Source organism: Pedobacter sp. ASV1-7 (assembly GCF_040203335.1).
Lineage (GTDB): Bacteria > Bacteroidota > Bacteroidia > Sphingobacteriales > Sphingobacteriaceae > Pedobacter.
This window is the reverse complement of sequence record NZ_JBEHBV010000002.1, coordinates 191,778-217,457: the sequence shown is the minus strand read 5'-3', so window position 1 is coordinate 217,457 and position 25,680 is coordinate 191,778. Positions and strand designations below refer to the sequence as shown.

General features: G+C 36.4%; 18 protein-coding genes and 1 pseudogene. 14 read left to right on the top strand and 5 right to left on the bottom strand.

The genetic code is table 11. The features are described 5' to 3' along the window. Positions 1 to 37: 37 nt before the first annotated feature. Genes ABDJ41_RS06005 through ABDJ41_RS05995 form a run of 3 tightly spaced genes read left to right on the top strand, consistent with a single transcriptional unit; the run spans position 38 to position 5,748 of the window. Positions 38 to 3,202, top strand: coding sequence for a SusC/RagA family TonB-linked outer membrane protein (locus ABDJ41_RS06005; protein WP_349784925.1), 3,165 nt, complete (start codon positions 38 to 40; stop codon positions 3,200 to 3,202). A gap of 15 nt (positions 3,203 to 3,217) precedes the next feature. Next, positions 3,218 to 4,807: a RagB/SusD family nutrient uptake outer membrane protein gene (locus ABDJ41_RS06000; protein ID WP_349784924.1), complete on the top strand. Its 1,590-nt coding sequence runs from the start codon at positions 3,218 to 3,220 to the stop codon at positions 4,805 to 4,807. Positions 4,808 to 4,818: 11 nt separating this feature from the next. Next, the gene (locus ABDJ41_RS05995) at positions 4,819 to 5,748 is read left to right on the top strand and encodes a DUF5017 domain-containing protein (RefSeq protein ID WP_349784922.1); all 930 of its coding nucleotides are present in this window, start codon (positions 4,819 to 4,821) and stop codon (positions 5,746 to 5,748) included. Positions 5,749 to 5,752: 4 nt separating this feature from the next. Here ABDJ41_RS05995 and ABDJ41_RS05990 read toward each other — a convergent pair whose 3' ends face one another. The 3 genes from ABDJ41_RS05990 to ABDJ41_RS05980 are packed head-to-tail and all read right to left on the bottom strand — an operon-like array spanning position 5,753 to position 6,923. Next, positions 5,753 to 6,127 (bottom strand): DoxX family protein, encoded by a 375-nt coding sequence (locus tag ABDJ41_RS05990; protein WP_349784921.1) that lies wholly within the window; start codon positions 6,125 to 6,127, stop codon positions 5,753 to 5,755. After that, on the bottom strand, positions 6,124 to 6,600 hold the full coding sequence (locus ABDJ41_RS05985; RefSeq protein ID WP_349784920.1) for an SRPBCC domain-containing protein: 477 nt from the start codon (positions 6,598 to 6,600) through the stop codon (positions 6,124 to 6,126). Before ABDJ41_RS05985 ends, ABDJ41_RS05990 begins: the two co-directional genes overlap by 4 nt. Positions 6,601 to 6,602: 2 nt before the next feature. Beyond that, on the bottom strand, positions 6,603 to 6,923 hold the full coding sequence (locus ABDJ41_RS05980; protein WP_349784919.1) for an ArsR/SmtB family transcription factor: 321 nt from the start codon (positions 6,921 to 6,923) through the stop codon (positions 6,603 to 6,605). 149 nt (positions 6,924 to 7,072) lie between these two features. Between ABDJ41_RS05980 and ABDJ41_RS05975 the strand changes: the two genes are divergently transcribed. Further along, positions 7,073 to 7,426 (top strand): DUF2200 domain-containing protein, encoded by a 354-nt coding sequence (locus ABDJ41_RS05975; RefSeq protein ID WP_349784918.1) that lies wholly within the window; start codon positions 7,073 to 7,075, stop codon positions 7,424 to 7,426. A gap of 2 nt (positions 7,427 to 7,428) precedes the next feature. Here the strand turns inward: ABDJ41_RS05975 and ABDJ41_RS05970 are convergent, their stop codons facing one another. Further along, positions 7,429 to 9,273, bottom strand: coding sequence for a chloride channel protein (locus tag ABDJ41_RS05970; protein WP_349784917.1), 1,845 nt, complete (start codon positions 9,271 to 9,273; stop codon positions 7,429 to 7,431). 78 nt (positions 9,274 to 9,351) lie between these two features. Further along, positions 9,352 to 10,233, bottom strand: a complete 882-nt coding sequence (locus ABDJ41_RS05965; RefSeq protein WP_349784916.1) for an AraC family transcriptional regulator — start codon at positions 10,231 to 10,233, stop codon at positions 9,352 to 9,354. A gap of 250 nt (positions 10,234 to 10,483) precedes the next feature. Between ABDJ41_RS05965 and ABDJ41_RS05960 the strand changes: the two genes are divergently transcribed. From ABDJ41_RS05960 to ABDJ41_RS05915, 10 genes and pseudogenes are all read left to right on the top strand, one after another. Next, positions 10,484 to 12,118, top strand: coding sequence for a fucose isomerase (locus tag ABDJ41_RS05960; RefSeq protein WP_349784914.1), 1,635 nt, complete (start codon positions 10,484 to 10,486; stop codon positions 12,116 to 12,118). Continuing rightward, positions 12,111 to 13,784: a ribulokinase gene (locus tag ABDJ41_RS05955; protein ID WP_349784913.1), complete on the top strand. Its 1,674-nt coding sequence runs from the start codon at positions 12,111 to 12,113 to the stop codon at positions 13,782 to 13,784. The genes ABDJ41_RS05960 and ABDJ41_RS05955 overlap by 8 nt, the downstream gene beginning before the upstream one ends. Before the next feature lie 162 nt (positions 13,785 to 13,946). Continuing rightward, on the top strand, positions 13,947 to 15,515 hold the full coding sequence (locus ABDJ41_RS05950; protein WP_349784912.1) for a sodium:solute symporter family protein: 1,569 nt from the start codon (positions 13,947 to 13,949) through the stop codon (positions 15,513 to 15,515). Between the two features lie 8 nt (positions 15,516 to 15,523). Further along, entirely contained in the window at positions 15,524 to 16,441 is a 918-nt protein-coding gene (locus tag ABDJ41_RS05945) for an alpha/beta hydrolase (protein ID WP_349784910.1), read from the top strand. Between the two features lie 118 nt (positions 16,442 to 16,559). After that, positions 16,560 to 17,852 (top strand): annotated as a pseudogene (locus ABDJ41_RS05940) (formylglycine-generating enzyme family protein). A gap of 163 nt (positions 17,853 to 18,015) precedes the next feature. After that, the gene (locus ABDJ41_RS05935; RefSeq protein WP_349784909.1) at positions 18,016 to 18,954 is read left to right on the top strand and encodes a dihydrodipicolinate synthase family protein; all 939 of its coding nucleotides are present in this window, start codon (positions 18,016 to 18,018) and stop codon (positions 18,952 to 18,954) included. A 322-nt stretch (positions 18,955 to 19,276) separates the two neighbouring features. Further along, positions 19,277 to 19,918, top strand: a complete 642-nt coding sequence (locus ABDJ41_RS05930; protein ID WP_349784908.1) for a DUF6266 family protein — start codon at positions 19,277 to 19,279, stop codon at positions 19,916 to 19,918. Between the two features lie 62 nt (positions 19,919 to 19,980). After that, on the top strand, positions 19,981 to 21,009 hold the full coding sequence (locus tag ABDJ41_RS05925) for a LacI family DNA-binding transcriptional regulator (RefSeq protein ID WP_349784907.1): 1,029 nt from the start codon (positions 19,981 to 19,983) through the stop codon (positions 21,007 to 21,009). Positions 21,010 to 21,318: 309 nt separating this feature from the next. Then, complete coding sequence (locus ABDJ41_RS05920; protein WP_349784906.1) at positions 21,319 to 22,491, top strand: exo-alpha-sialidase; 1,173 nt, start codon at positions 21,319 to 21,321, stop codon at positions 22,489 to 22,491. Positions 22,492 to 22,547: 56 nt separating this feature from the next. Then, entirely contained in the window at positions 22,548 to 25,679 is a 3,132-nt protein-coding gene (locus ABDJ41_RS05915; RefSeq protein ID WP_349784904.1) for a SusC/RagA family TonB-linked outer membrane protein, read from the top strand. Position 25,680: the final 1 nt, after the last annotated feature.

Here is a 25,680-nt window from a genome sequence, read left to right as displayed (position 1 = left end):
CTTTGAGGATTTACTAAATCAATCAAATATTTCTTTTATGAATGCAAAACATTGCTACCAGCAATTAGTAAGATCTTTACAGGTTTTAGTAATATTGCTATCGGTACTTGCTGGATCCAGTTTGAAGGCCCAACAACCAGTTCAAAAGCTGGTTCGGGCTACCGTCCTTGATGAAAACAATGAAACGTTAGTCGGAGTTCATGTCAGGATAAAGGAAGAATTAAAAAGAGCTACTGTTACTGATCGGGAAGGTAAGTTTAATCTTCGAGCTTCAGATACTGAAACGCTTCTTCTTTCCTTTGTTGGATATGAGAACTTTCAGGTCAAAGTCGGTGCTATAAAAGGCGGGACTATTAAGCTTAAACCATCCTCTGAGGGTTTAAATGAAGTTGTTATTATTGGATATGGTTCGGTGAAGCGCAAAGATATCACTGGCTCTGTATCTGAGGTGAAAATGGAAGATATGGTCAAAGCTCCTGTATCTTCTTTCGATGAGGCATTGGCCGGCCGTATCCCAGGAGTCCAGGTATCTTCAAACTCAGGACAACCTGGTGATGAGGTGAATATTGTCATTCGGGGAGGAAATTCTATTACCCAAAGTAACTCCCCATTATATGTAGTAGACGGTTTCCCTTTAGAAGATTTTAATCCGAATGCCCTAAATCCAGATGATATTGAATCTATTAGTGTTTTAAAGGACGCTTCGGCTACTGCAATTTATGGTACCCGCGGAGCTAATGGCGTAATTATTATTGAAACTAAAAAGGGAAAAATTGGTAGGCCTGTAGTATCCTATAATGGATTTGTTGGAATCCATCAGCCAACAAAGAAGATGGAGCTAATGAATCCATATGATTTTGTTCGTTATCAACTTGATAGAGATTATAATAATATGTCTACCATTTATCTAACGAAACCAAATCTGACATTAGAGGACTATAGAAATGCTGAATCGATTGATTGGCAGGATAAAATTTTCCGAGATGCATTTAATCAGAATCACAGCCTATCTCTTCGCGGAGGAAATGAACAAACACGTTATTCTTTCTCCGGAGGGATTGTAAATCAGGATGGAGTGATTCTAAATTCTGGATTTAATAGAAAACAAATGCGTGCAACGGTAAGTCAAACTATCACTCCTAAATTAAAGGCTTCAATTAATGTTAGCTATTCAAAAGATGATAATTTTGGGCAAACTGTTGCCTCTGCTGCATCCACGGCCAATTCCTATGCTACTTATTTAATGTATAGGGTTTGGTCGTACAGACCGTTGAATACGAACTCCGGAGTTGATATAGAAGAAGAGTTATTTGATGATGATGTCAGTACAACATCAGTATTAGCCATGAACCCGGTTATATCTACAAAAAATGAAATCCGTCAACAAAGCAAAACAATATTTACACTTAACTCAGGATTGACTTATGATTTTTTAAAGAATTTTAAACTTGACATCCGAGGTAGCTATGCATCTCGATTAACACGGAATGAGGCATTTAACAATTCTAAAACTTATCGGGGATTTCCATCGCCTAATAATCTTAACGACGTTAATGGTTCCTTCAACGACTTACAGTTAAATGATTGGGCAAGTGAAAATACACTGACTTATAAGAATCGTATAGACAAAAACAACGAGTTTAATGTTATGATTGGTGCAACGGCTCAAGGGAGTAAGTTAGATAACTATGGTTTTGTATCCGTTAAAATTCCTCATGAGGAATTAGGTCTTAGAGCGTTAGAATTGGGCATTCCAAATAAGATTACATCCTCAGCTTCCAGTAATTCACTTGTGTCATTTTTGGGAAGAACTAATTATACATACAAATCAAAATACCTTTTTACTGCATCATTCAGGGCTGATGCATCGTCCAAGTTCTCTAAACAAAATAGATGGGCATATTTTCCATCAGGAGCATTTGCATGGCAAATGGGTAAAGAAGACTTTATGAAAAGACTGAGCTTTGTATCAGATTCAAAACTGAGATTTAGCTATGGCATTACTGGAAATAATAGGATAAATGATTTTACAAGGTTTATGACTCTGGATATTGGAGATTATTATTCGGCTAATGGTGGGGCCCCAGAATACGCTATTGTAATAGATAATTTAGGGAATGAAGATATCAAATGGGAGAAAACTTCACAAATAGATATTGGTTATGAACTATCGCTATTTAAAAACAGAGTTAATCTTGTGATAGATTATTATAAGAAAGTAACCAGGGACCTCTTGCTAAATGCCAATATACCTTCGAGTAGTGGCTTTAACAAAGTAATTAAAAATATTGGGAAGGTTCAGAATACAGGCCTGGAATTGTCATTAAATACTACTAATGTCAAAACAAGAAATTTCTCCTGGATTAGTGATTTCAACATTTCCTTCAATAGGAATAAGGTGCTCGCATTAACTGAAGGTGAATCTAGTTTGCTTTCCACAGTGAGTTTTAGCACAGACTATAATGGAACAAGTCTTTATTTAGCTAAAGTAGGAATGCCTGTCGCTTCATTTTATGGAGTGGTTTGGGATGGAAATTATCAATATTCTGACTTTGATCAAAAGTCTGATGGAAGTTATGTTTTAAAACCTACAGTTCCCACAAATGGTAATGATGCTTCTACTATTCAACCTGGTGATATCAAATATATTGACCAAAATGGTGATGGTATTGTCAATGAAAAGGATCAGGTTATAATTGGTCGTGGTTTGCCATTGCATTTTGGAGGGTTCAATAATAATTTTAAATACAAAAACCTGAGTCTGAATGTGTTTTTTCAATGGAGTTATGGAAATGATATTATGAACGCAAACCGATTAAATCTGGAAGGAAACCCTGCAGATCGTCACTTCAATCAGTTTTCTACCTATAATGATCGCTGGACACCCGAAAATCAAAATAATAAGTACTTTAGAATTGATGGAAGCGGGCCAAAAGGTGTTTATTCAACAAGAACATTAGAAGATGGGTCATTCTTAAGGCTAAAAACAGTTCAACTCAGTTATTCTTTCCCAAAAAAAATAATTCGTGGCCTGTCTGAATTTGATGTTTATGTTTCAGGACAAAACCTATATACCTGGACCAATTACTCGGGATTAGATCCGGAAGTATCTACTAAAAATTCTATACTCACTCCTGGGTTTGACTATTCTGCTTATGCTAGAAATAGAATACTGACTTTCGGAGTTAAACTCGTTTTATAAATTCAGCTATCAGATATGAAAACAAAACTTAAATTCTTAGTACTATTTAGTTTGATGCTAAGTATGTCCTGTAATAAAATTCTAGATATTAAGCCTGAAGAATATAAGCTGGTGGCTGATGAGTACTATAATAATGAAACACAATTGAATGCTGCTTTGCGTGGTGTTTATGCTATACTAGCAGATCCATTGTTATATGGAAGCAGTATGATTGGTAGGATGGGCCTTGATGGAGATGAAGGTTATGAATCTTATAGTGTTGATCAGGCTTCGGTAGGAGATTACACGGTATTTGCAACTGATTTAAGGATACTGAGTTATTATCGTACACTTTATCGTGGTATCAATAGGGCTAATTTGTTGCTGGAGAATGTTGACAATAAGGATATCGATATAAATGATGTAGATCGTAATCATATAAAAGGGCAGGCATTGTTTTTACGGGGTTATTATTATTTTATGTTGGTCAACAAATTTGGTGGTGTACCATTGACTTTAAGGGCGACAAGGTCTGCCAAAACAGAAGATTTGTTGATACCCCGATCTTCGACAAAAGAAGTATATGATGCGGTTGTCGCAGATCTGGAATTATCTGCAGATTTACTGAAACCAATTACAGCTATATCATCAGGGGCTGAGATCAGTAAGTCGGCAGCTTGGGGAATATTGGCTAGAGTATGTTTATATAGAGCGGGGCAACCATTAAATGAAACTGCCCAATATGGAAAGGCTGCAGAATGGGCTGAAAAGGTTATGTCGTTAAATTTTCACGACTTGAACCAGTCTTATGAAAGTGTATTTATCAATTATGCTCAAGATAAATTTGATACAAAAGAAAGTATTTTAGAAGTAGACTTTTGGGGGAATGGAAGCGGTATTTATGTCAATACTGGTGGATCGGTAGGGAGAATTAATGGTGTAGCTTATCCTGCAGATAATTCAAATGTAGGGTATTCAGTAGGTGCAGCACGATCAAGCTCATGGTTGTATGGCATATATAAAGCAAACGATTTAAGAAGAGACTGGGCAATTGCGCCTTATTCTTACTCTGGAACTCCAAGAGTAAAAGTCAATTGGACTACAGGAACACCTTTTCAACGGTATGTAGGAAAGTTTAGGAGAGAGAGTGAAATTCTTTTACCTAAGAGCACAACAAATACACCTCAGAACTTTCCTTTATTAAGATATGCGGATGTGTTGTTGATGTATGCAGAAGCTATTAATGAATCTTTAAGTCAACCGACACTAGAAGCGAAAGAAGCTATTAACCAGGTTCGAAGACGAGCTATCGGTGCGAAAGTAAAGGAGCCTAATGCTTTGGTTGACATTACTAATTTGTCATATGTTGACTTTAAAGCTGAAATAAAAGAAGAAAGAGCAAGGGAATTGTGTTTTGAGACTTTACGTAAGAATGATCTGGTACGCTGGGGTGATTTTTATAACAATTTCAAATATGTAGCCAGCCTTGTTCCTGCAGGAACAACTTCTTATTTGGTCTCCGCCAGGGACTATTACAATAATGCAAAACCACGAGATGTGATATGGCCTATTCCTACTTATGAATTGGGCGTCAATCGGAAATTAGTTCAAAATGTAGGATGGTAAATTTAATAACAATGAAAAGAAGATATTTAATACTCAATATTTGCGCGCTCTCTTTATGTTTTTCCTGTGCAAAAGATTATGATATAAATGAGCCCACCTTAAAAGTTACTGTTGAAAAGAATAATTATAAGGTCGGTGATACTGTTGTATTTAACTTTGAAGGAGAATCAGATTTTATTTCATTCTATTCTGGTGAAATTGGATCTCAATATAAATTTCATGATCAAGAGAGAATTTATAAGTCAAATTCAGTACTCACTTTTAAGTCTGCTAAATACTCAGGTACAAATTCCGATTGCTGCGCCTTAAAGTATTCTACAGATTTTAATGGTAAATATGATAGGGAGTCTGTCAGAAATGCTAACTGGAATGATATCTCTACTCGTTTTTTTATTCCAGATATTGGTACAGGTGCAACATTCTTTGATTCCGGTGAGTCAGATATTTCTGAATTGTTCCCTTTGGACAATAAACCTGTTTACTTCGCATGGTTTTATAAAACAGCAGCAAACTCGTCCAGAACTTTATTTCAGGTCATTGATTTTAAACTTCAAAATGTAATAGCAGAATATCCCGCCTTATCAAGTGTCAAGTATAACTTCGTAGATTTTAAATATAAAGTAGTGCTGGGTGAAGGATTTGATGGTGCAACAACTGTTCCTAATGTCAATGCTACAAGGATTTATTTAACCGGAATTCTTTTAAATGACACTTTCAAAGAGGCGTGGGCTATAAGTGCACCAATATATAAATCTGAAGAGGTAAATTTAGGTTTGGATAAATCATTGCCCATCAAGATCGTTTCTGATGCTGTATCTCCATCTTATCAGTATATTTATACAGCACCAGGTGAATACACTGCCACTTTTGTAGTCGCAAATAGTAGCGTTTATGGTCGGAAGCAAATGATTAAGGAATTAAAAATTACTATAGATCAATAACCGATTAATTAATTCTTCTATCCGCAGACCTGAAATACCATGAAACTGTTGTTAAGACTAGCAATAATACTGGTCCAAAAAGATTTTTGGCACTATCTCCAACAATAAGGTGTGAAATAACGGCACCTGTCATAGTAAAAAAGAAACCTGCATAAGCCCATTCCTTTAGTAAAGGAAATTTAGGAATAAGTACTGCTATAACTCCTAATATTTTCCAAATACCGAGGATAGTCAATAAGTAGGATGGATAGCCTAAAGTTGTCATCAGATTTACTTCTTCCTTCATTTTAAGTAGCTGAACTATTCCTGTTGATAGCATTCCTAATGCAAGCCAAAGGGTGGCAATCCAATAGATTATTTTGGTTGTTTTTGTTGTCATGATTTGTTGTTTTTTTGGTTTAAGATCTCTTGTAAGCGGTTGTGTGCCATATTAATACCCTGGGCAAATGGAAGCTTAAGTATCTGGTCTCTAACTTCAACTGATTTGTAGATAACATGCATATTAAGTTTACTTGTCTCTTTAGTAAGTCTTTCGAATTGCAGAAATTCAAGTTGAACGTCAAAAGGTGAATTTTCCATTTCAAACGTACGGGTGATTTTTTGATTTGAAATAAATTCATGAATCACCCCATTCATTTTTAACACAACATTTCCTTTGGGATCACTTGTTTCGAATTGATAGCAACCATATTTTTTGTTTTCCAGCTTCAGGACTTTTGTCCCCATCCATTGTTCCACAATCTCTGGTTCTATGTAGGCTTTGAAAAGTAATTCTACCGGTAAATCAAATTCTCTGGTAATCAAGATTTCTTGTTTGTCCTCCAGGGCATTAATTTTTGTTTTTTGTTCCATAGTCAGGTTGTTTTGTAGTTCTTCATGATGGACTCTAATTTATTAAACCTGTCATCCCACATTTGGCGGAACGGTTCAATAAAGTCAGCTACTTCCTTCATTTTTTTTGCATTAATGTTATAGTAAATTTCTCTGCCCTTTTGCTCTTGTTTAAGTAATTCGCACTCTGTAAGTATTTGCAGGTGTTTTGAAACAGTTGGTCGGGCAGTATCAAAGTTTGCGGCTATGGCGCCGGCAGTCATTGCCTGTGAAGCAACTAATAACAATATAGCCCTGCGTGTAGGATCTACTATTGCTTGAAATACATCTCGTCTTACATTCATTATGTAGTTATTTGACTACAAATTTAAGTGTAGTTATTTGACTACGCAAATTTTTATAATATTTTAAGCTCCTATACATTGAATAGATAAAGTTTAATGTTGATGTTCAAAGGCAAAATTAATAGCTTTGAGAATCAATAACAGCTAATATGAATAATAATACCAGAGTTTACAGAATGTCTTTTGCCAGCGTTTATCCGCATTACATTCAAAAAGCGGAAAAAAAAGGACATACAAAAGAAGAGGTAGATGAGATCATATTTTGGTTGACTGGATATGATCAGGAAGCATTTCAATATCATCTCGAGAATAAAACTGATTTTGAGAATTTCTTTGCTCTTGCACCACAGATAAATCCGAATGTTTCAAAAATTACAGGCGTAATTTGTGGTTACCGTGTTGAAGAAATTGAAGATGAATTGATGCAGAAGATTCGTTATCTGGATAAACTGATTGATGAATTAGCAAAAGGAAAGGCAATGGATAAGATTTTAAGAAAGTAAGGTTAAGAATACTCTTTTAAAAGTTGCCTGTAACTCGATAAAATAGATGATTTTGATATAAACCCGATAAATTCATCCTGATCATTTATAACAGGCAGGTGCCAGGCCCCTGTCTCATCAAAGGCCTTAATGATTTCAGGCATCTGGTCTTGCGGGTGGATTAAAGCTGCTGGTGGCTTAATCATTTTTGATATGTCTAATGAGGCCTGAAGGTCTTTAGCAAAGAGAAATGGACGCATATCATCTAACGTAAGCACTCCCACAAGATGCTGTTCAGCATCCAGAACAGCAAACATGTTTTTCTTCCCATTTTTAATCACCTCTAATAACTCGGTCAATGGAGCATCTTTATGAACAATCTGTGGATTTTTGTCGATCAGTATTTGAGTGTTAAGTAGGTTAAGCAGGTTTTTATCATGTTCTCTTGTAAAGATTTTACCATCATCAGCCATTTTTTTCAGTTCAGGTGAAACAGGGGAGAACCATTTTGCTATGAGATAAGCTATAACTGATACAATCATGAGCGGAATAAAAAGATCATAACCAGAGCTGGATTCTGCAATGAGAAAAATAGCTGTTAAAGGCGCATATAAAACACCGCTCATGACCCCGGCCATCCCCACCAATACCAGATTCGTAACCGGAACATCGGGTATGCCAAGATAAGTACAAGTCATAGCAAACAGATAACCAAGTGTTCCACCTGCAAATAATGCCGGAGCAAAGTTTCCACCATTACCACCACTAAAAATTGTAATTGATGTTGCGAAAGCTTTAAGTAAACAGACTAACCCAAGGAATACGATAACCGTCCATTCCTTAAATTCCAGGTATCTGAATAGGCTATTATGGAGAACTGATTCCGCATTTCCATTGGTAAATGATTTAACTGTTTCATAGCCTTCTCCAAATAATGGAGGAAAAAGTACACACAGTAGTGATAGAATAAGACCTCCAATAACTGCTTTTTGTAATCTGGAGTATTTTAGTTTATGAAAAAAGTGCTCAATTTTTTGAGAAATTACCACAAAATAACGTGCGTATAATCCAGTAAGTAGTCCCAATAGAAGGTAATATAAAATATTAAGATAATTAAATGCCTCCCGTGCCTGAAAATGGAAAAGAACATCTTCCTGGAGTGCAATTCTGGAAATTAAACTCCCGCAAACTGCCGCAACAACAAGTGGAATAAAGTCTGAAAATACAACGCCGGTAAGAAGGATTTCAAATGCAAACATCATCCCCGCAATCGGTGCATTAAATGCCGAGGCTATACCTGCAGTTGCACCCGCAGCTAAAAGAAGAGTTCGTTCTCTATAATCAAGCTTGTAAGTTTGTGCAAAGTTCGATCCTATGGCAGATCCGGTTACGGCAATCGGACTTTCTAGTCCAGCAGAACCACCCAGACCAACAGTAACAGCACTTTGTATGATCTGAGAATACATTTTTACTGAAGAAACAATACTTGAGTTTCGCGCAATCTCATGTAATATGGCACCAATGCCTTTACGGTCCTGACCTTTAAATACAGAAAGTACAATGCTTGTTGTCAGGACAATACCCAGGAAAGGAAATATAAAATAAAAGAGAATCTGATATTCAAAATGTACTTTACTGGTAATGATATAGTGTATATAATGAACTAAAGTTTTTAATAATACACCTGCTAATCCAGCCGTACAACCTACCAGAATACCAGATAAAATCAAAAATTGATTACGGCTAAGTCTGTCTTTTAACCAGTGTAAAACAATTTCATAGCTTCTTACCTTTTTTAGGCTGTACTTTTGAAAATCTCTTTTGTATTTGAGAAAACTATAGTATTTTTTTCTATTGCTGATTCTCACTTTTTATTTAGGGTAGCTGGATTGCACCAAATATAAAAATTAAAAAATCGAGAAAGCCATTAATAGTGTTCTTTTCTATTACTGAAGCATATATTTATTTAAATACTTACTACGATACTTAACAGGAGTGCTGCCAATAATCTTTTTGAAGTGCCTGTAAAAATTAGACGCATTGTTAAATCCTGATTCCATACATATCGTTTCAACAGTGAGGTTATCCTCAATTAACATTCTGCAGGCATGACTAACCCTAATCTCCGTCAGGAAGTCGAAGTATGTTTTTTTTGTCATTAATTTAAAATATCTGCAAAATGATGTGATGCTTAAATTGCTTAATGAAGATATTTCCTCCAGACTAATTTCTCTTTTATAATTGCTCAATGTATAGTTGCAAATCTTATTGATCCGGTCTGTATCGATTTTATTGCTTTGATAAAAAGCATGAGAATTGGTGATCGTTTCATATTCGTCTGATTCTGCAAGTGTGCTTAGGATGGACAATAATATGGTAAGTCTGCTTAAGTTTTCTGCATGAATAGCTGCACTCATTAATTCTGACAGCTTTTCTTTTGTTTCCCCTTTAATAACCAATCCTCTTTTCGCCCGTTCGTAAAGCTTTGAAATCTTATAAGCTTCAGGTAAATTCAGCAGATCGTGTCCAAGACAATGGGGGAGGAAATGAATGACTATAGCTTCAACGTTCAAATCAGAACCCTGTTCAAAGTATTTGTCCTTACACCTCCAGGTATGTGGCAGATTTTCACCTAGCAATATCATTTCACCATCCGAAAAATTACTAATATTGTCTCCGATGAAACGGACACCTTCGCCTTTCTTAATGTAATGAAGTTCCAGTTCAGGATGATAATGCCAAAGCGTTCCGAAATTAGGAACAACGTCATTTCGTATACTAAAAGAAGTTTCGAGCTTAACGGGAACTTTGTGAAAATGTGGTTTCATATACAAGTTTTTATTTGGTGGAAGTTCTGATAAAGGAACGCCGGTTTATTCTGTTAACTAAAATAAATTAAAATATATGAAAGTTACAGTTAATGATAATATATCATACAAAGTAGACAAAAATTCGTAGAGTTTTCTACTATTCGCTCCCCATATTTGCATTATACTACATTTTTGAAAGATAGTATGCAATATATTATCCGTCAATATGACGTATATTAACCAAGTATAATTTAAACCTTTAATAAAGATGATAACAAATACTGAAAAGCAAGTTTATCTGGTGTGCAGTGGAGATCTGCGCTTATCGGCCAATTTAGATTGCTGGGCTGCCCAGCAGGAAATGGAAGAATTACTGGCAAAGGCATTAGCTGTACAAGGATGGAAAATTAAAAGAGCGCATGTTTATGACGAATCGAAAAAACATGGTTTTATAGATTCTCAACGTATGGGTATTGAAGTGTTTAAAACAATACCTGCTGATGTGCCTTTAATTGTAGCTGAAAGTGTATGGCAGTATTCGCATCATGTGTTGGCTGGACTAACCACCCATAAAGGTCCGATTTTAACTGTAGCCAACTGGAGTGGACAATGGCCAGGATTAGTAGGAATGTTGAACCTTAACGGTTCATTAACCAAAGCTGAGGTAGTTTACAGCAGTTTGTGGAGTGAAGATTTTACTGATGAGTTTTTTAATAAAGGTTTGGCAGAATGGTTAACTACAGGTACAATTAACCATGATACTAGTCATGTAACAGACTTTAGTGCAGTTACTCTTCCTTCGGCAGATGAAGAAAAAGGAAGGAATTTTGGTCGTACTTTAAAGACCAATAAGGCAATAATGGGTGTGTTTGATGAAGGTTGCATGGGTATGTTTAATGCAATTGTTCCTGACGATTTACTACATAGTACAGGAATATTTAAAGAACGATTAAGTCAGTCTGCACTGTATGCAAAAATGCTTACTGTTACGGATGCTGAGGCAGAAGCTGTACTTAACTGGTTATTAGATAAAGGGATGAAATTTAAGTGGGGTACTGAAACCTTGACTGAACTTACGAGAGAACAGACATTGAATCAGTGCAAAATGTACATAGCTGCAATGCGTATTTCAGATGATTTTGGATGTGATACGATAGGTATTCAATATCAGCAGGGTTTGAAAGACCTTACTGCAACAAGTGATCTTGCTGAAGGCTTATTGAATAATGAGGATCGTCCGCCTGTATTTTCAACATCAGGTAAAGAATTGTATCCAAACCAGGCTTTGCCTCACTTTAATGAGGTAGACCAGTGTGCAGGTATTGACGCTTTAGTGACCTATCATTTATGGAAAGAACTAGGCATGCCTGGAGAAAATACTTTGCATGACATCAGATGGGGTGAGCATTACAAAGGTAATGGAATTGATGACTATGTATGGTTATTTCTGATTTCTGGTGCTGCACCTCCAGCACATTTTATTGACGGGTACCGTGGTGCCAGCAGTGAAAGACAACCACCAATGTTTTTCCATCTTGGTGGAGGAAGTCTTAAAGGTATCAGTAAACCAGGTAGCCTTGTCTGGAGTCGAATTTATATAATGAATGATGCGTTACATTGTGACCTGGGAGTAGGTGAGGTTGTATTTCTTCCAAATGAAGAAACAGAAAGGCGTTGGAAAAATACTACGCCACAATGGCCAATTATGCATGCTACATTAAGCGGTGTATCTCGTGATCAGATGATGGCACGTCATCAGTCTAATCACATTCAGGTAGTTTATGCTACAGATGAGGCTACTGCACATCAGGCTTGTCGTATTAAAGCTGCTGCATTTGAAGAAATGGGTATACAAGTTCATTTTTGTGGAAACGTAGATGCTGAAGGAAAAAAATATGCTTAAACCACAATATGTAATTGGCCTGGACTATGGGACTGATTCTGCCCGTGCATTGTTAGTTGATGCAAATACAGGGAAGGAAATGGCTACAGCTGTCCATTTATATAGTAATTGGAAAGAAGGAAAATACTGCGATACTAAGGTATCGCAGTTCCGTCAGCATCCTAAAGATTTTATCGAGGCCATGGAGGTTACGATAAAAGTGGTACTGGCCATGGTCGACCCTGAAGTTCGTGAAAATATCAAAGGCATTTCCATCGACACCACAGGCTCTACACCAGTAGCAGTTGATAAAAATGGAACTCCATTAGCTTTATTACCTCAGTTTGAAGAAAATCCAAATGCAATGTTTGTATTGTGGAAAGACCACACTGCAATTGCTGAAGCAAATGAAATAAATGCATTGGCTAAAAGATGGGAAACTGATTTTACAAAATATTCAGGAGGGATATATTCTTCTGAATGGTTCTGGTCAAAAATACTTCACATCCTAAGAACTGATGAACAAATAGCACAACATGCATATTCATGGGTTGAGCATTGTGATTGGATGCCGGCATTATTAACAGGTAATACTGATCCACTTAAATTAAAACGAAGTCGTTGTGCAGCTGGTCACAAAGCAATGTGGCATGAAGACTTTGATGGATTGCCCTCACAGGAATTTCTAACTGCATTAGATTCAAGATTAAATGGAATCCGTAGTCGCTTGTTTTCGGAAACTTATACTTCTGATGTAAGTGCTGGTGTTATTTCTGCGGAATGGGCGGATAGATTGGGCTTGCCTGCTGACGTGGTGATAGGTGTTGGTGCACTTGATGCTCATTTTGGAGCTGTAGGTGCAGCCATACAGCCTTTTGCTTTGGTAAAGGTAATGGGAACGTCTACTTGTGATATGCTGACAGTTCCTGCTGAAGGTTTTGATGGTAGCCTGATCAAAGGAATATGTGGACAGGTAAATGGATCTATTGTTTCTGGGATGATTGGTATGGAGGCCGGACAATCTGCATTTGGAGATTATTACTACTGGTTTCAACAGATATTGTCATTCCCAGTAAAAGAGCTGACTAAAGGTGTTTTGTCTGCTGCAGATATTGATCGGATTATTGAAGGGATACTTCCTGCACTAACATTGAAAGCACGTGAGCTTCCGGTTACTGAAAATGATGTGGTTGCATTAGACTGGATCAACGGTCGTCGTACACCCGACGCTAATCAACAACTAAAAGCTGGCATAATGGGGCTTGGTCTGGGTACAGATGCTGCAGCATTGTTTAAAGCATTTGTAGAAGCTACTGCTTTTGGTTCAAAAGCTATTGTAAAACGTTTTGAAGCAGAGCATATTCCTATTAATGAGGTTATTGCTATAGGAGGAATTGCTAAAAAGTCAAGTTACATCATGCAAACCCTTGCAGATGTATTAAATGTTAAGATTGCTGTTGCAACCAGTGAGCAGGTATGTGCATTAGGTGCGGCTATGTTTGCAGCCACAGTTAGTGGAATACATGCAGATATTGGCACTGCACAAAAAATGATGAACAGCGGTTTTGATAAAACATATTATCCGGATAAGGACCGTGTGTTAGTTTATGAGAAACTATACGATAAATATGAAAAACTTGGTAATCTGATAGAAAACTTTGTCTTACCAGAGGAAGTTTTTGGATAAAAACTGTTGTAGATGCTATTGTATAGTTATTGATAAGATAATATATATATTAGAAAAAATCTATAACAGCATGAAGTCCCTATTGGAATACTTTTGTATAAATAACAAGCACTGCTAAGGTAAATTCCTGGCGAAACCAAATACTAATCATATAAACGAATAATGAAAAACCTTCCAATATTGGACCTAGCTATTATACTTGCCTATTTGGTGGCAATGGTAATGGTTGGAGTTTATTTTTCTCGCAGGAATAAAAATTCTGATCAATATTCCAAGGCCTCTGGTGCAATACCGGGATGGGCAATTGGGCTCTCTATCTATGCTACTTTTTTGAGTAGCAATACTTTTCTAGGCGTACCGGGCAAAGCTTTTGGCTCAAATTGGAATGCATTTGTATTCAGTTTGTCGATGCCACTTGCAGCCTGGGTTGCCGCAAAATACTTTGTTCCGTTTTACCGTGCTACGGGAGAAGTCTCAGCTTATACCAATCTGGAAAAACGTTTTGGACCCTGGGCGCGTACTTATGCTGTAGCTTGTTTCTTGCTTACACAACTGGCGCGTATGGGATCCATATTTTTTGGTATCTCTTTAACACTACAAGCTTTAACAGGTTATAGTATGGAGATTATAATGATTGTAACAGGTATCTGTATCATTATTTATACGGTAATGGGTGGTATTGAAGCTGTTATATGGACAGAAGTTGTTCAGGGGGTATTAAAAACCCTGGGTGCAATTTTAATTATATACCTGGTGGTTTCCAATATGCCTGGCGGGTTTTCTAAAATTATTGAAATTGGTAAGGCCGATAACAAATTTAGTTTTGGCAGTTTTAATCTTGACTTCACACAAGCTACCTTTTGGGTCATCATGTTGTACGGCTTTTTTATTAATCTCAATAACTTTGGGATGGACCAGAATTATGTACAACGATACCATACTGCATCATCAGCAAAAGAAGCTGCTAAATCTGTATGGCTTTGTGTATGGATCTATGTACCTGCCTCTTTATTATTTTTTATCATTGGAACTTGTTTATACGCCTATTATCAGATTAACCCGGAAATGATAGAGCCTATCAAGCTACAGGTTGCTGCTGAACGTTTAGGCGCAGGAGTGTCAGCTATAGACATACAGAATTTGGCTGCAACACTTCAGCCTGCAGACTATGGAGATAAGGTGATGCCACATTTTATGGTAACTATGATTCCTACTGGACTAATTGGTCTGATTGTTTCAGCTATTCTATCAGCTGCAATGAGTACCATCAGCTCAGGAATGAATGCTTCAGCTACTGTTTTTACAGAAGATATTTATAAACGTTATTTTAAACCAAATATAAATGATAAGCAAAACTTAAGATTATTGCATATCTCGACCGTTGTTTTCGGTTTAATAGGAATGGTTTGCGGTATTGCAATGATTGGAGTACAAAGTATTCTGGACATCTGGTGGCAATTGTCTGGTATTTTCGCTGGTGGTATGCTGGGCTTGTTCCTTTTAGGTATTATGAGTAAGAAATCAGGAAATATGGAAGCATTTGCAGCTACGGTAGTTGGACTATTGGTTATTGTGTGGATGTCTCTTTCTTATTTAATTCCGGAGCAGTATAGTTATCTGAAAAATCCGCTAAATGCTAACATGATTATAGTTATTGGTACACTCTCTATCTTCTTAACAGGAACAATCCTTACAAAACTAAAGGGGAGTAAATTAGAAAAAGCCAGCTAAGTTTTGAGATGATGAAATCAAAACGATATATCCTCTCGCTAGCTTTAGCTGTTTCTTTTTTTAGTTCTTTAAACAGTTTTTCAGCGCACATAGAAAGCGCTGAAAAACTTAGTTATAAAGACACAATCAGAGTTAAATTATATCCAAAAGGAACAAAGACTAAGAATGGATTAGAAAATATGATGGAGTCTTATGATGGTAGATATATTAGAAATGTATCTGTTCCAGAAATACAGATTTTTCTTCCTTCTAAATCGACAGTATCAGAACCTACACAAGCTGTTTTGGTGATTCCCGGTGGTTCATACGGAGTGATTGCAGCTTCTCACGAAGGTTATAAGTCTATTGAATGGTTAAATTCGCATGGTATCGCCGGGATATTACTCAAATATAGACTTCCCAATGGACATAAAGATATTCCATTGGAAGATGCCAGAACAGCAATGAGGATAATAAGGGAGCAGTCAGCGAACTGGAACATCAATCCTGCCCAGGTAGGGGTTATGGGGTTTTCAGCGGGGGGACATCTTGCATCGTTGTTATTAACAAGATTTATTGATGTTTCTTCTCATCCTGACTTTGGTGTGTTGGGTTATCCAGTTATCGATCTAAAGGGCCACGTTAATACCGGACAAAACTTATTAGGTAAAGAGCCCGCAAATGCTGATATAGAAAAATATTCTAGTAACAATCACATTGAGAACCAGACACCACCAATGTATATTGTCTTAACGGATGATGATAAGGTGGTTACACCATCTCATAGCATTAAGTTTTATTCGGCATTAAAAGAAAAAGGTATCCCTGCTGAAATGCACATTTATCCAACAGGTAATCATGGCTGGTGGATGAGAGAGAGATATAAGTTTTCGGAGGATACTTATCCTTTACTTATGCGATGGATAAAAGCACGAACTGGTAAATAACAACAAATGATATGGTTTTGGGAAGCCCGGTATTTATACCGGGTTTTTTGCGTTTGGTAACGTTTGTTATTTCATTGTTTTCTTAGTAACCGGTGAATTAAATAGTATTAATCAGGAGATGGTTACCATTCCAGCTGGAAGATTATATATGGGATCTGCTGGTAATGGAGAGAATTTTGATGAAAGTCCGGCGCATATTGTAGATATCAGCAAATCTTTTAAAATGTCTGCCACAGAAGTTACCAATCAGCAATATGAACTCTTTGATCCTGCTCATAAGGCTTATCGTGGTAAAAGAGGTTTTTCTAAGGAAGATGATGAAGCGGTAATTTTTGTGAATTATGAGGAGGCCTTAGCTTTTTGTAAATGGTTATCTGCAAAAGAAGGTAAAACCTATCGTTTACCTACGGAGGCAGAATGGGAATATGCTTGTAGAGCAGGAACATTATCTGGTCTTTTTATGGCCAATAAGTTACCCAAAGAACTATATAAAAAGCAAGAATTTAACTGCGATCCAATTCCGGTTTCTTTGAAAGTAGGACAGTTTCCTCCAAATAAATGAGGCTTATATGATACTCATGGAAACGTTGAAGAATGGTGTTACGATTGGTATGGACCTTATTTAGCAGCGCTACAAAAAGATCCTGTTGGATATGAAAAAGGAGAATTCAGAGTAACCAGAGGAGGTAGTCACAATACTTTGCCTGAATACTTGCGATCAGCAAATAGGATGGGTATGATTGCACAGGATAAAAGTTGGTTAGTGGGATTTAGAATTGTTGAAGGAGCTTTGCCCTCTGCAATACCTTTGAAAAGATCGCTGCCAAAGGAGGATATTTCACAAAATAAATTTCAATGGCCATCTCCAAAAAAGGAAGCTGTTTTTATGGAGCCAATCTATTATGTGAAGAAACCATCTTGTGAAAATAAGACACCATTCTACCTGCACAATCATTGTCCAGCCATCACATGGTGCCCTAATGGTGATCTGCTCTCTATTTGGTTTTCTACCGATGATGAATCAGGAAGAGAGATGACCATATTGTCGAGCCGGTTAAAAGCGGGAAAGACAGAATGGGAAGAACCTTCTGAATTTTTTAATGTGCCTGATAGAAACATGACAGGCTCATCATTGTTTTATGATGGAGAAGGTACTATATTTCATATGAATGGAATGTTTGCTGCTGTCTCTTTTGATGAAGGAAAGACCTGGCCGGTTAAGAAATTAATATCCGACGCTGAAACACGCTATCTTGATGGTGGAGGCTGGACAGGTATATTTGAAATGAATTCGACTAATGCGGAGCCTATGGGGTATTTAGCTGCAACGCAGACTCCTGATAACCTGATACATGTAGTTAGTAGCAATATCCATTATCGATTTAATTTACCCTGGCCGATGAAAAACTAAATTATTGATAATTTAATACACAAGCTGGAGAAAATGCATCATACGAAATAGATTTTACGGGAATACATTTGTATAAACGCCTATCGCTACTAACCAAACAGATGTGTTTAAGATATGGCCATAATGAGTTGCGTAAAAATATTTTAAAGACAAAAAATCAATAATGAACAAATTAGAGAAAGAATTTATTCCGGTAATGCTTACCCCATTTAAAGATAATGGAGAAGTAGATTTTGACGGATTAACAAAATTATCGGAATTATATATTGAAGCTGGTGCTAAGGGGTTATTTGCCAATTGTTTATCAAGTGAAATGTTCGAGCTTTCTGAAGCAGAAAGACTAAAAGTAGTTGCGCATGTAGTTAAAGCAACGCAAGGTTCAGTTCCTGTGGTTGCTACAGGAACTTTTGGTGGTCCAATAGCACAGCAGGCTGATTTTGTAAAACAAATATACGGTTGTGGAGTGGAAGCAGTAATTGGTATTACCGGTTTACTTGCTGGAGAACATGATGCTGATGATATTTTTGATGAAAATGTATTACGTTTATTAGAGCTTACAGAGCAGATTCCAATGGGATTTTATGAATGCCCTGTTCCTTATAAACGTTTGATTTCTCCACTGCAATTAGAACGGCTGGTAGCTACAGGAAGGGTAACTTATCACAAAGATACTTGTCTGGATATTGATCAGGTAAAGGCTAAAATTGCTGCCACACAAGGACATAAATTTGGACTGTACGATGCTTATATGGCCCATGCAGTAGCCTCTTTAAAAGCAGGTTCAGCTGGTCTTTCTTGTATACAAGGCAACTTCTTCCCTGAACTGATAGTATGGTTATGTAATAACTATAATAACAATGATTTGAAGGAGCAGGTAGACAAAGTGCAACAGTTCTTTATTGATGAAATGGATGTGATGCATAATGTATATCCTACTATTTCAAAATATTATTTGCAAAAAAGAGGACTTCATATTTCTACCTTCACAAGAAGAAATGATATCGGGATTTTCGATGCAAAAATTAAAACGGGTATCGATGCATTGTCTGAAAGGTATGATGTACTTAAAAATGAACTGGAAATTAAGTTTGAAGTAGCTTAATCCTGATACACAATAACGCGATAAACAGGTAATAATAAAGAACCACACACACAAGCCTGCGCTGCCCCCTTAAAGTCAGATACTTTATGGGGGCTTTTTTGTGGCCAATATCATAAGTTTATTACAAGAGCTTTGCTAGGGAGTTACTAGGGGGGTACTAGGGCCTTTCTAGGGCTAAATGACCTAGAAAAGCTTTATTAATACTTAAGTAAAGCTAAGTTAATATGCTAATAAATATTTATGCTGATAAAACTATTTCTAACAAGTAATGTTATTTGGTTAAACGAGTTATCAGTTTAAAAATTAATCTTAACAATATGATATGGGAAAGATACCGAATGGCATACTTGGTTCAGTAATCGGATCAATGGGAAATGTGACTGCTTATATGTTAAATGGTCAAAATGTAACACGGGTTAAAGCCAGGAAAATAAATCATTTTAGTATAAAGCAATTGGCAAATCAACAGAAGATGCTGGTTGTTAATGAGTTTTTTAGATTTATGGGAGATTTTTTAAAAGTAGGATTTGATATAGCTGCCAGGGGTACAACTAAAAATTATCACAACCTGGCTACTTCTTACAATAAGAAAAATGCAGTAAAAGGTGAATATCCTCATATTGAAATGGACTATCCAAAGGTTATATTAAGTATGGGTGATCTCCTTGAAGCTCAAAATCCATTAACTGAAGTTGTACCTGAAGGACTTAGATTTAGCTGGGATCTTCCTAAATCCAACTCACAAGTCGGCCAGGATCAGGCGATGATATTGGCCTATGCAACAACATCCGGGCAAGTGCAAAGCATTCTTTATGGTCCAAAGAGAATAGAAGGTGAAGCGATCCTACCGCTCAGTTCCAAAATGCAGGAAGAACCTCTTGAAACCTATATTTCTTTTATATCTGCAGATCGACAAAATGTAGCGAATAGTATTTATGTTAGAAGAATAGAACCAATTAAGTAATGAAATCATTAATTGTTAAACAAAATTCTTTACTTTGTGGGTAAGCATCTCAGATTCGCAAATTGAAAAATACAACAATAAAAACTATATCAGAAGCAACCCAGGTTTCTTTAACAACTGTGTCAAGGGTGCTGAATGGAGTATCAAAAAAATTTAGGATAAGTGCAGCCACAGAAGCCAGAGTTTTAGAAGCGGCTGAAAGGTTAGGTTATACACCAAACCAGACCGCTATTAATTTAAGGCTAAATAAGAGCTTCTCAATCGGACTTGTCATTCCTACACTTGCCAATCCATTCTTTTCTAATATAGCAAGTATTGTAAATCAGGCGCTGCATGTTAAAGGGTATTCTGTATTGGTTACTGATTGTGACGAAGAAGAGAAAACGGAAATTCAGGCAGTAAAACAACTTGTGGCCCGTAATATCGACGGAATGATCATTATTCCATCCGGAAAAGATAAAAAACATCTGGAAGTGCTACTTAAACAGGAAATTCCTGTAGTTTTTATTGACCGTTATTTTGATAACCTTCCAATCTCTTACGTGTCTACAGATCATTATGAAGGAGCATTTCTGATGGTTAATCATATGATTGCTTCCGGACATAAAAAAATAGCCTGTATTCAGGGAGCTCATCATGTAATGTCCAACCGGGAAAGGGTAAGGGGATATAGTGAGGCCATGAAAGGTAAAAAGTTACCCGAATTTTATATTGGAGGTAGTAGTTTTACATATGAAGACGGTTATCTGGAAACAAAATTATTAATGCAGAAAAAGGATAAACCTACAGCCATTTTTGCACTCAGTGATACCATTCTTTTAGGTGTATTAAAAGCATTAGCCGAAGATGGTTATAATGTTCCGGAAGATATCTCTATTACAACCTTTGATAATTCTGTATATCTGGATTTTCTGGCCTGTCCTGTTACCAGCATTTCTCAACCTATTGCTGATGTGGCTCATATTGCAATCAGATTATTGTTGAATAAGATAAACCAAAAAAGCAATCACGCCAAACCTTCAGATGAACAAGAAAAAATTCTGATCGTACCATCCATCATCCATCGCAAATCTGTTAAAAATCTTTTATAGAAAACCAGACTCCTTGCACAAACGTTAATTCATTGTAGTAGTATATTAAGGGGGAATAGATCAGGATATATTCAATTATCTTCGATATGTTTAATTTCAAAATAACTATCCTGCAAGCGGTTCTATATCTGTATAATATTTTCATGTCTGTATATAATATTATCATCTATTTTTATTAACTAATTGATAATTAGTTGTTTATTATCTCACCTGTAACAATAGTTATGGACAGCTATTGTAGATGATTCTAATCTTATCTAACTTGCACAAACGTTATCGCAACGTGTTAACCAAATATTAAGTCAGGTAATGTCACATTATCAGGCTTCAACACCTAAGGTATATTCGGAAATGAAAAGAGCAATTGTTTTTATTTTTTGTAAGCTGGTATTGATTAATGTAATCAGCGCTCAGATCTTTACAAATTCATACTATTCGAAAAATTCCATTCCACAGCTAGTTGTTGAAAGGTCAACAATTTATACTGCTGATGCATCAAACTGGCATTACACTCATCATCCATCTATCGTTTATTTCAATAATAAGTTTATTTCTATCTTCTCCAGCGGTATTAAAGGGGAAGATGAGGCTGGACAAAGAATCATGATTTCTGAATCAAAAAATTTTAAGACATGGTCAAATCCAACAATACTAAGAAGTTCAACCTTATCTGAAAATGTGCTCACTCCCGGAGGAGTGTATGTTATTGATCATAAACTGGTAGCTTATTTTACTGAAAATGGCATTGGTCCAAAAAATGCACGGACTAATGTTAAGCTCTACGCTATCAACTCTTTGGATGGGACCACCTGGTCTGATCCCATTGACCTGGGGATATCAGTGTTTCCATGTCACAGGCCTACCAGACTTTCTTCAGGAAGATTTATACTTACCGGAAACAGGAGTTTTTATTATACTGATCATGCTTCGGGGACTTCAGGCTGGAAAGCAGCTGCTAAGCCAGCTTTTAAACCAGGAGAAACGGCTACACTTGTTGAAGGTTCAATAATTGAACATCAGGATAGTGTATACACATTATTCAGGAGCACTGGTGCTACATATGATGGTTTTTTATGGCAGGAATCAAGTAAGGATGGATCAGTATGGACCACACCAAAGAAAACCAATTTTACAGATAATAATACTAAATCTCATTTAGGAAGATTACCTGATGGAAGATATTATTATGTAGGAACGCCTGATACTTTAAAAGTAAACAGGGGGAAGCGCACACCTCTTGTATTATCCCTTTCTACTGATGGCTTTAATTTTAACCAGAATTACATTATTGCTAGTGATAATTATACAAAATTGTATGCAGGTCGTTACAAGGATGGTCAGTTTGGTTATCCATATACAATTATACATGATGGCAGTATGTATGTGATATTGTCCAGACAAAAGGAAAAACTGGAAGTCATACGCTTTAAACTTAGTCAGCTAAAAGCTAGTGATACTGGCACAAAACGAAAGAAAACCTAGAAGATGATAATATAACCGCTCTAAACTTTAAATAACCAAATAAACCAAATATACTGATGAAACCAATTAAGAGCATTTTTTTAATGATTTGCTATACTTTTTTAAGTTTAGCATTTGTACAGGCACAAACCAGAATAAGTGGAATTGTATATAGTGACGATAAAGAACCCCTGCCTGGTGTAATTGTATCGGTAAAAAATTCAACTACAAAAGTTTCTACTGACAGATCCGGGAAATTTATGATTAATAGCAAATCAAAAGATGATGTATTGGTTTTCTCGTACATAGGCTTTAAAACACTGTCTTTGCCGATTCAGAATAAAACAACTGTCGATGTAGTTCTAGAAAAGGAATTAAACAGCCTGAATGAAGTCGTTGTAATTGGATATGGGGAGGTAAAGCAAAAAGACTTAACAGGATCAGTAGGTAAAGTTAATCTGGATGATATCTTAAAAGCACCTGTAGGTCGGTTCGATGAAGCTTTAGGTGGACGGGTAGCAGGGGTTTCCGTTATATCAAGTGAAGGTATGCCGGGGAGTGAGATGAATATTGTAATCAGAGGAAATAGCTCTGTTACGCAGCAAAATTCTCCATTATATGTAATCGATGGTTTTCCTTCAGAAGAATCGGCAAGCAATGTGCTCAACCCCTCGGATATTGAGTCTTATACAATTTTAAAAGATGCATCAGCAACTGCAATTTATGGAGCGAGAGCTGCAAATGGAGTTATTGTTATTACTACCAAGAAAGGTAAGGTAGGTGCAGCAAGAGTAAGTTATGATGTTAATTATGCCGTTTCTAAGGTTACCAAAAAGATTCCTTTATTAAATGCATATGAATTTGTTAAACTGCAGTCAGAGAACTTTACGCCCGCTGATTTTGCCGCAAGGTATTTAGCAGGTAACGAGAAAAGTTTAGAAGATTACAGAAACGTAAGAACTATAGACTGGCAGGATCTTATTTTCAGAACCGCAGGTACTCAGAACCATAACGTAAATGTTTCCGGAGGTAATCCGCAAACACGTTACAGTGTTAGCTTATCTGCTTACGATCAGGATGGTACTATAAAGAATTCTAATTATAGCAGATACCAGGCTAGAGTAAATCTGAGTCAGAAGATCAGCGAGAAATTCAAATTTGACGTGAATAGTAATTTTGCCAGGTTTACACAAACAGGAGAATCACCATCACAAGTATTGTATTCAAATAGTGCCAATTTGTTAAGAAATGTATGGAGTTACAGACCATTGGCAAGTGTAAATAATACTGATTTGATTAATGATCTTATTGACGAGTCAATTGCCTCCTCATCAGATTTGAGAATAAATCCCTTAGATATTGTAAATCATGAATACAAAAAGCGATTTAATGATGACATCAGAATAAACTCTAATCTGGAATATGCTATTATTCCGGGATTAAGCCTTAAAGTTTCAGGAGGAATTTCAAACCTGGCATCAAGATATGATCAATTTAACGGTACCCGCACCAGAAGTGGAAACCTATACAGACAGGATGGCGTAAATGCTTCTGTTGAAAACCGCAAAAACTTTAGCTGGCTAAATGAAAATACATTAACCTATAAGGGAGCATTTGATGCAAAAAAAGAACATGCATTTGATTTAATGATAGGAGAAACCTTGCAGGGAGGGAAGACAAATTATCTTTATCAGCGTGTAATTGGAATCCCAAATGAAGATCTTGGAATGTCAGGTATGAGCCTGGGAGAAACACAAAAAACAAATGCTTTTAATACGGAATGGCGATTACTTTCCTTCTTGTCGAGATTTAACTATAATTATAAGTCAAAATATTATTTTACTGCTACAGTTAGAGCAGATGGTTCTTCTAAATTCCCTAAAGCAAACCGATGGGGATATTTTCCTTCTTTTGGATCAGCATGGAATATGCATGAGGAATCCTTCCTGAAAAATGTTAAGTTCCTGTCTAGCGCAAAACTTAGAGGCAGCTGGGGACAAACAGGAAATAACCGCATTCCGGAATATTCATACTGGGCACAAATGAGATCTCTGATTTCAAAAGATGGAGATACTTATTCTTCAGAGTATGTTTTTAATAATGTCAATTCTACCGGTTATGCAATTACTTCTCCAGGCAATGAGGAGCTAAAATGGGAAACAACTACACAGACTGATATTGGTCTTGATTTAAGCTTTTTTAAACAAAGAATCTCTTTTACAGCAGATGTTTATAAAAAAGTTACTGATGGACTGTTGCTTAATGCTAATCTTCCTCCATCTTTTGGATTTAGTTCCTCGTTAATGAATATTGGTAAGGTTAGCAATAAAGGATTAGAGTTGACATTGGAGAGTCAGAATATTAAAACAAAATCTTTTCAATGGAATTCAAGTTTTAACATCTCATTTAATAAAAATGAAGTTATTGCTTTGTCAAGAAATGAAGAAAGTCTGGTTAGCGTGATCTCATATTCTAATGCATATATAGCAAGAATTGGCCAACCCTTAGGTACAATGTATGGCTATGTGTATGAAGGTACTTACAAGTATGATGATTTTGATTTAATGCCAGATGGCAAATACGTATTAAAATCAAATTTACCTAATAATGGAACTGATCGTAATGGTATTCTTCCGGGAGATATCAGATTTAAGGATATTAATGGGGATGGTATTGTGAATAATGCTGATGCAACAGAGATTGGCCGGGGCATTCCAATCCATACCGGTGGTTTTTCTAACAATTTTCAATACAAAGGTTTTGATTTGAACATTTTCTTCCAATGGTCTTATGGAAACAATCTTTACAACTCAGATAAAATGTTTTTTGCCAGAGGTAAGCCAGAAGTTAATTATAACAGGTTTGCTACCTATGCAGATCGCTGGACTCCAGAGAATCCTGATAGTGATATTCCAAGAGTTGGTGGTTGGGGAACTGGTGTATTTTCTTCTTATGAGATAGAAGACGGTTCATTTTTAAGGTTGAAAACTGTCGCGTTGGGATATACATTTTCAAATGCTATTGCTAAAAAGCTATCTGCAAGAAAGATTCGCGTATATGCCTCTGGACAAAACTTAATTACCTGGACAAATTACTCAGGCTATGACCCTGAGGTTTCAACCAAGAACACAGCGCTAACACCCGGATTTGATGGTTCGTCATATCCAAGAGCATACGTATTAAATGTTGGATTAAACTTTATTTTTTAAT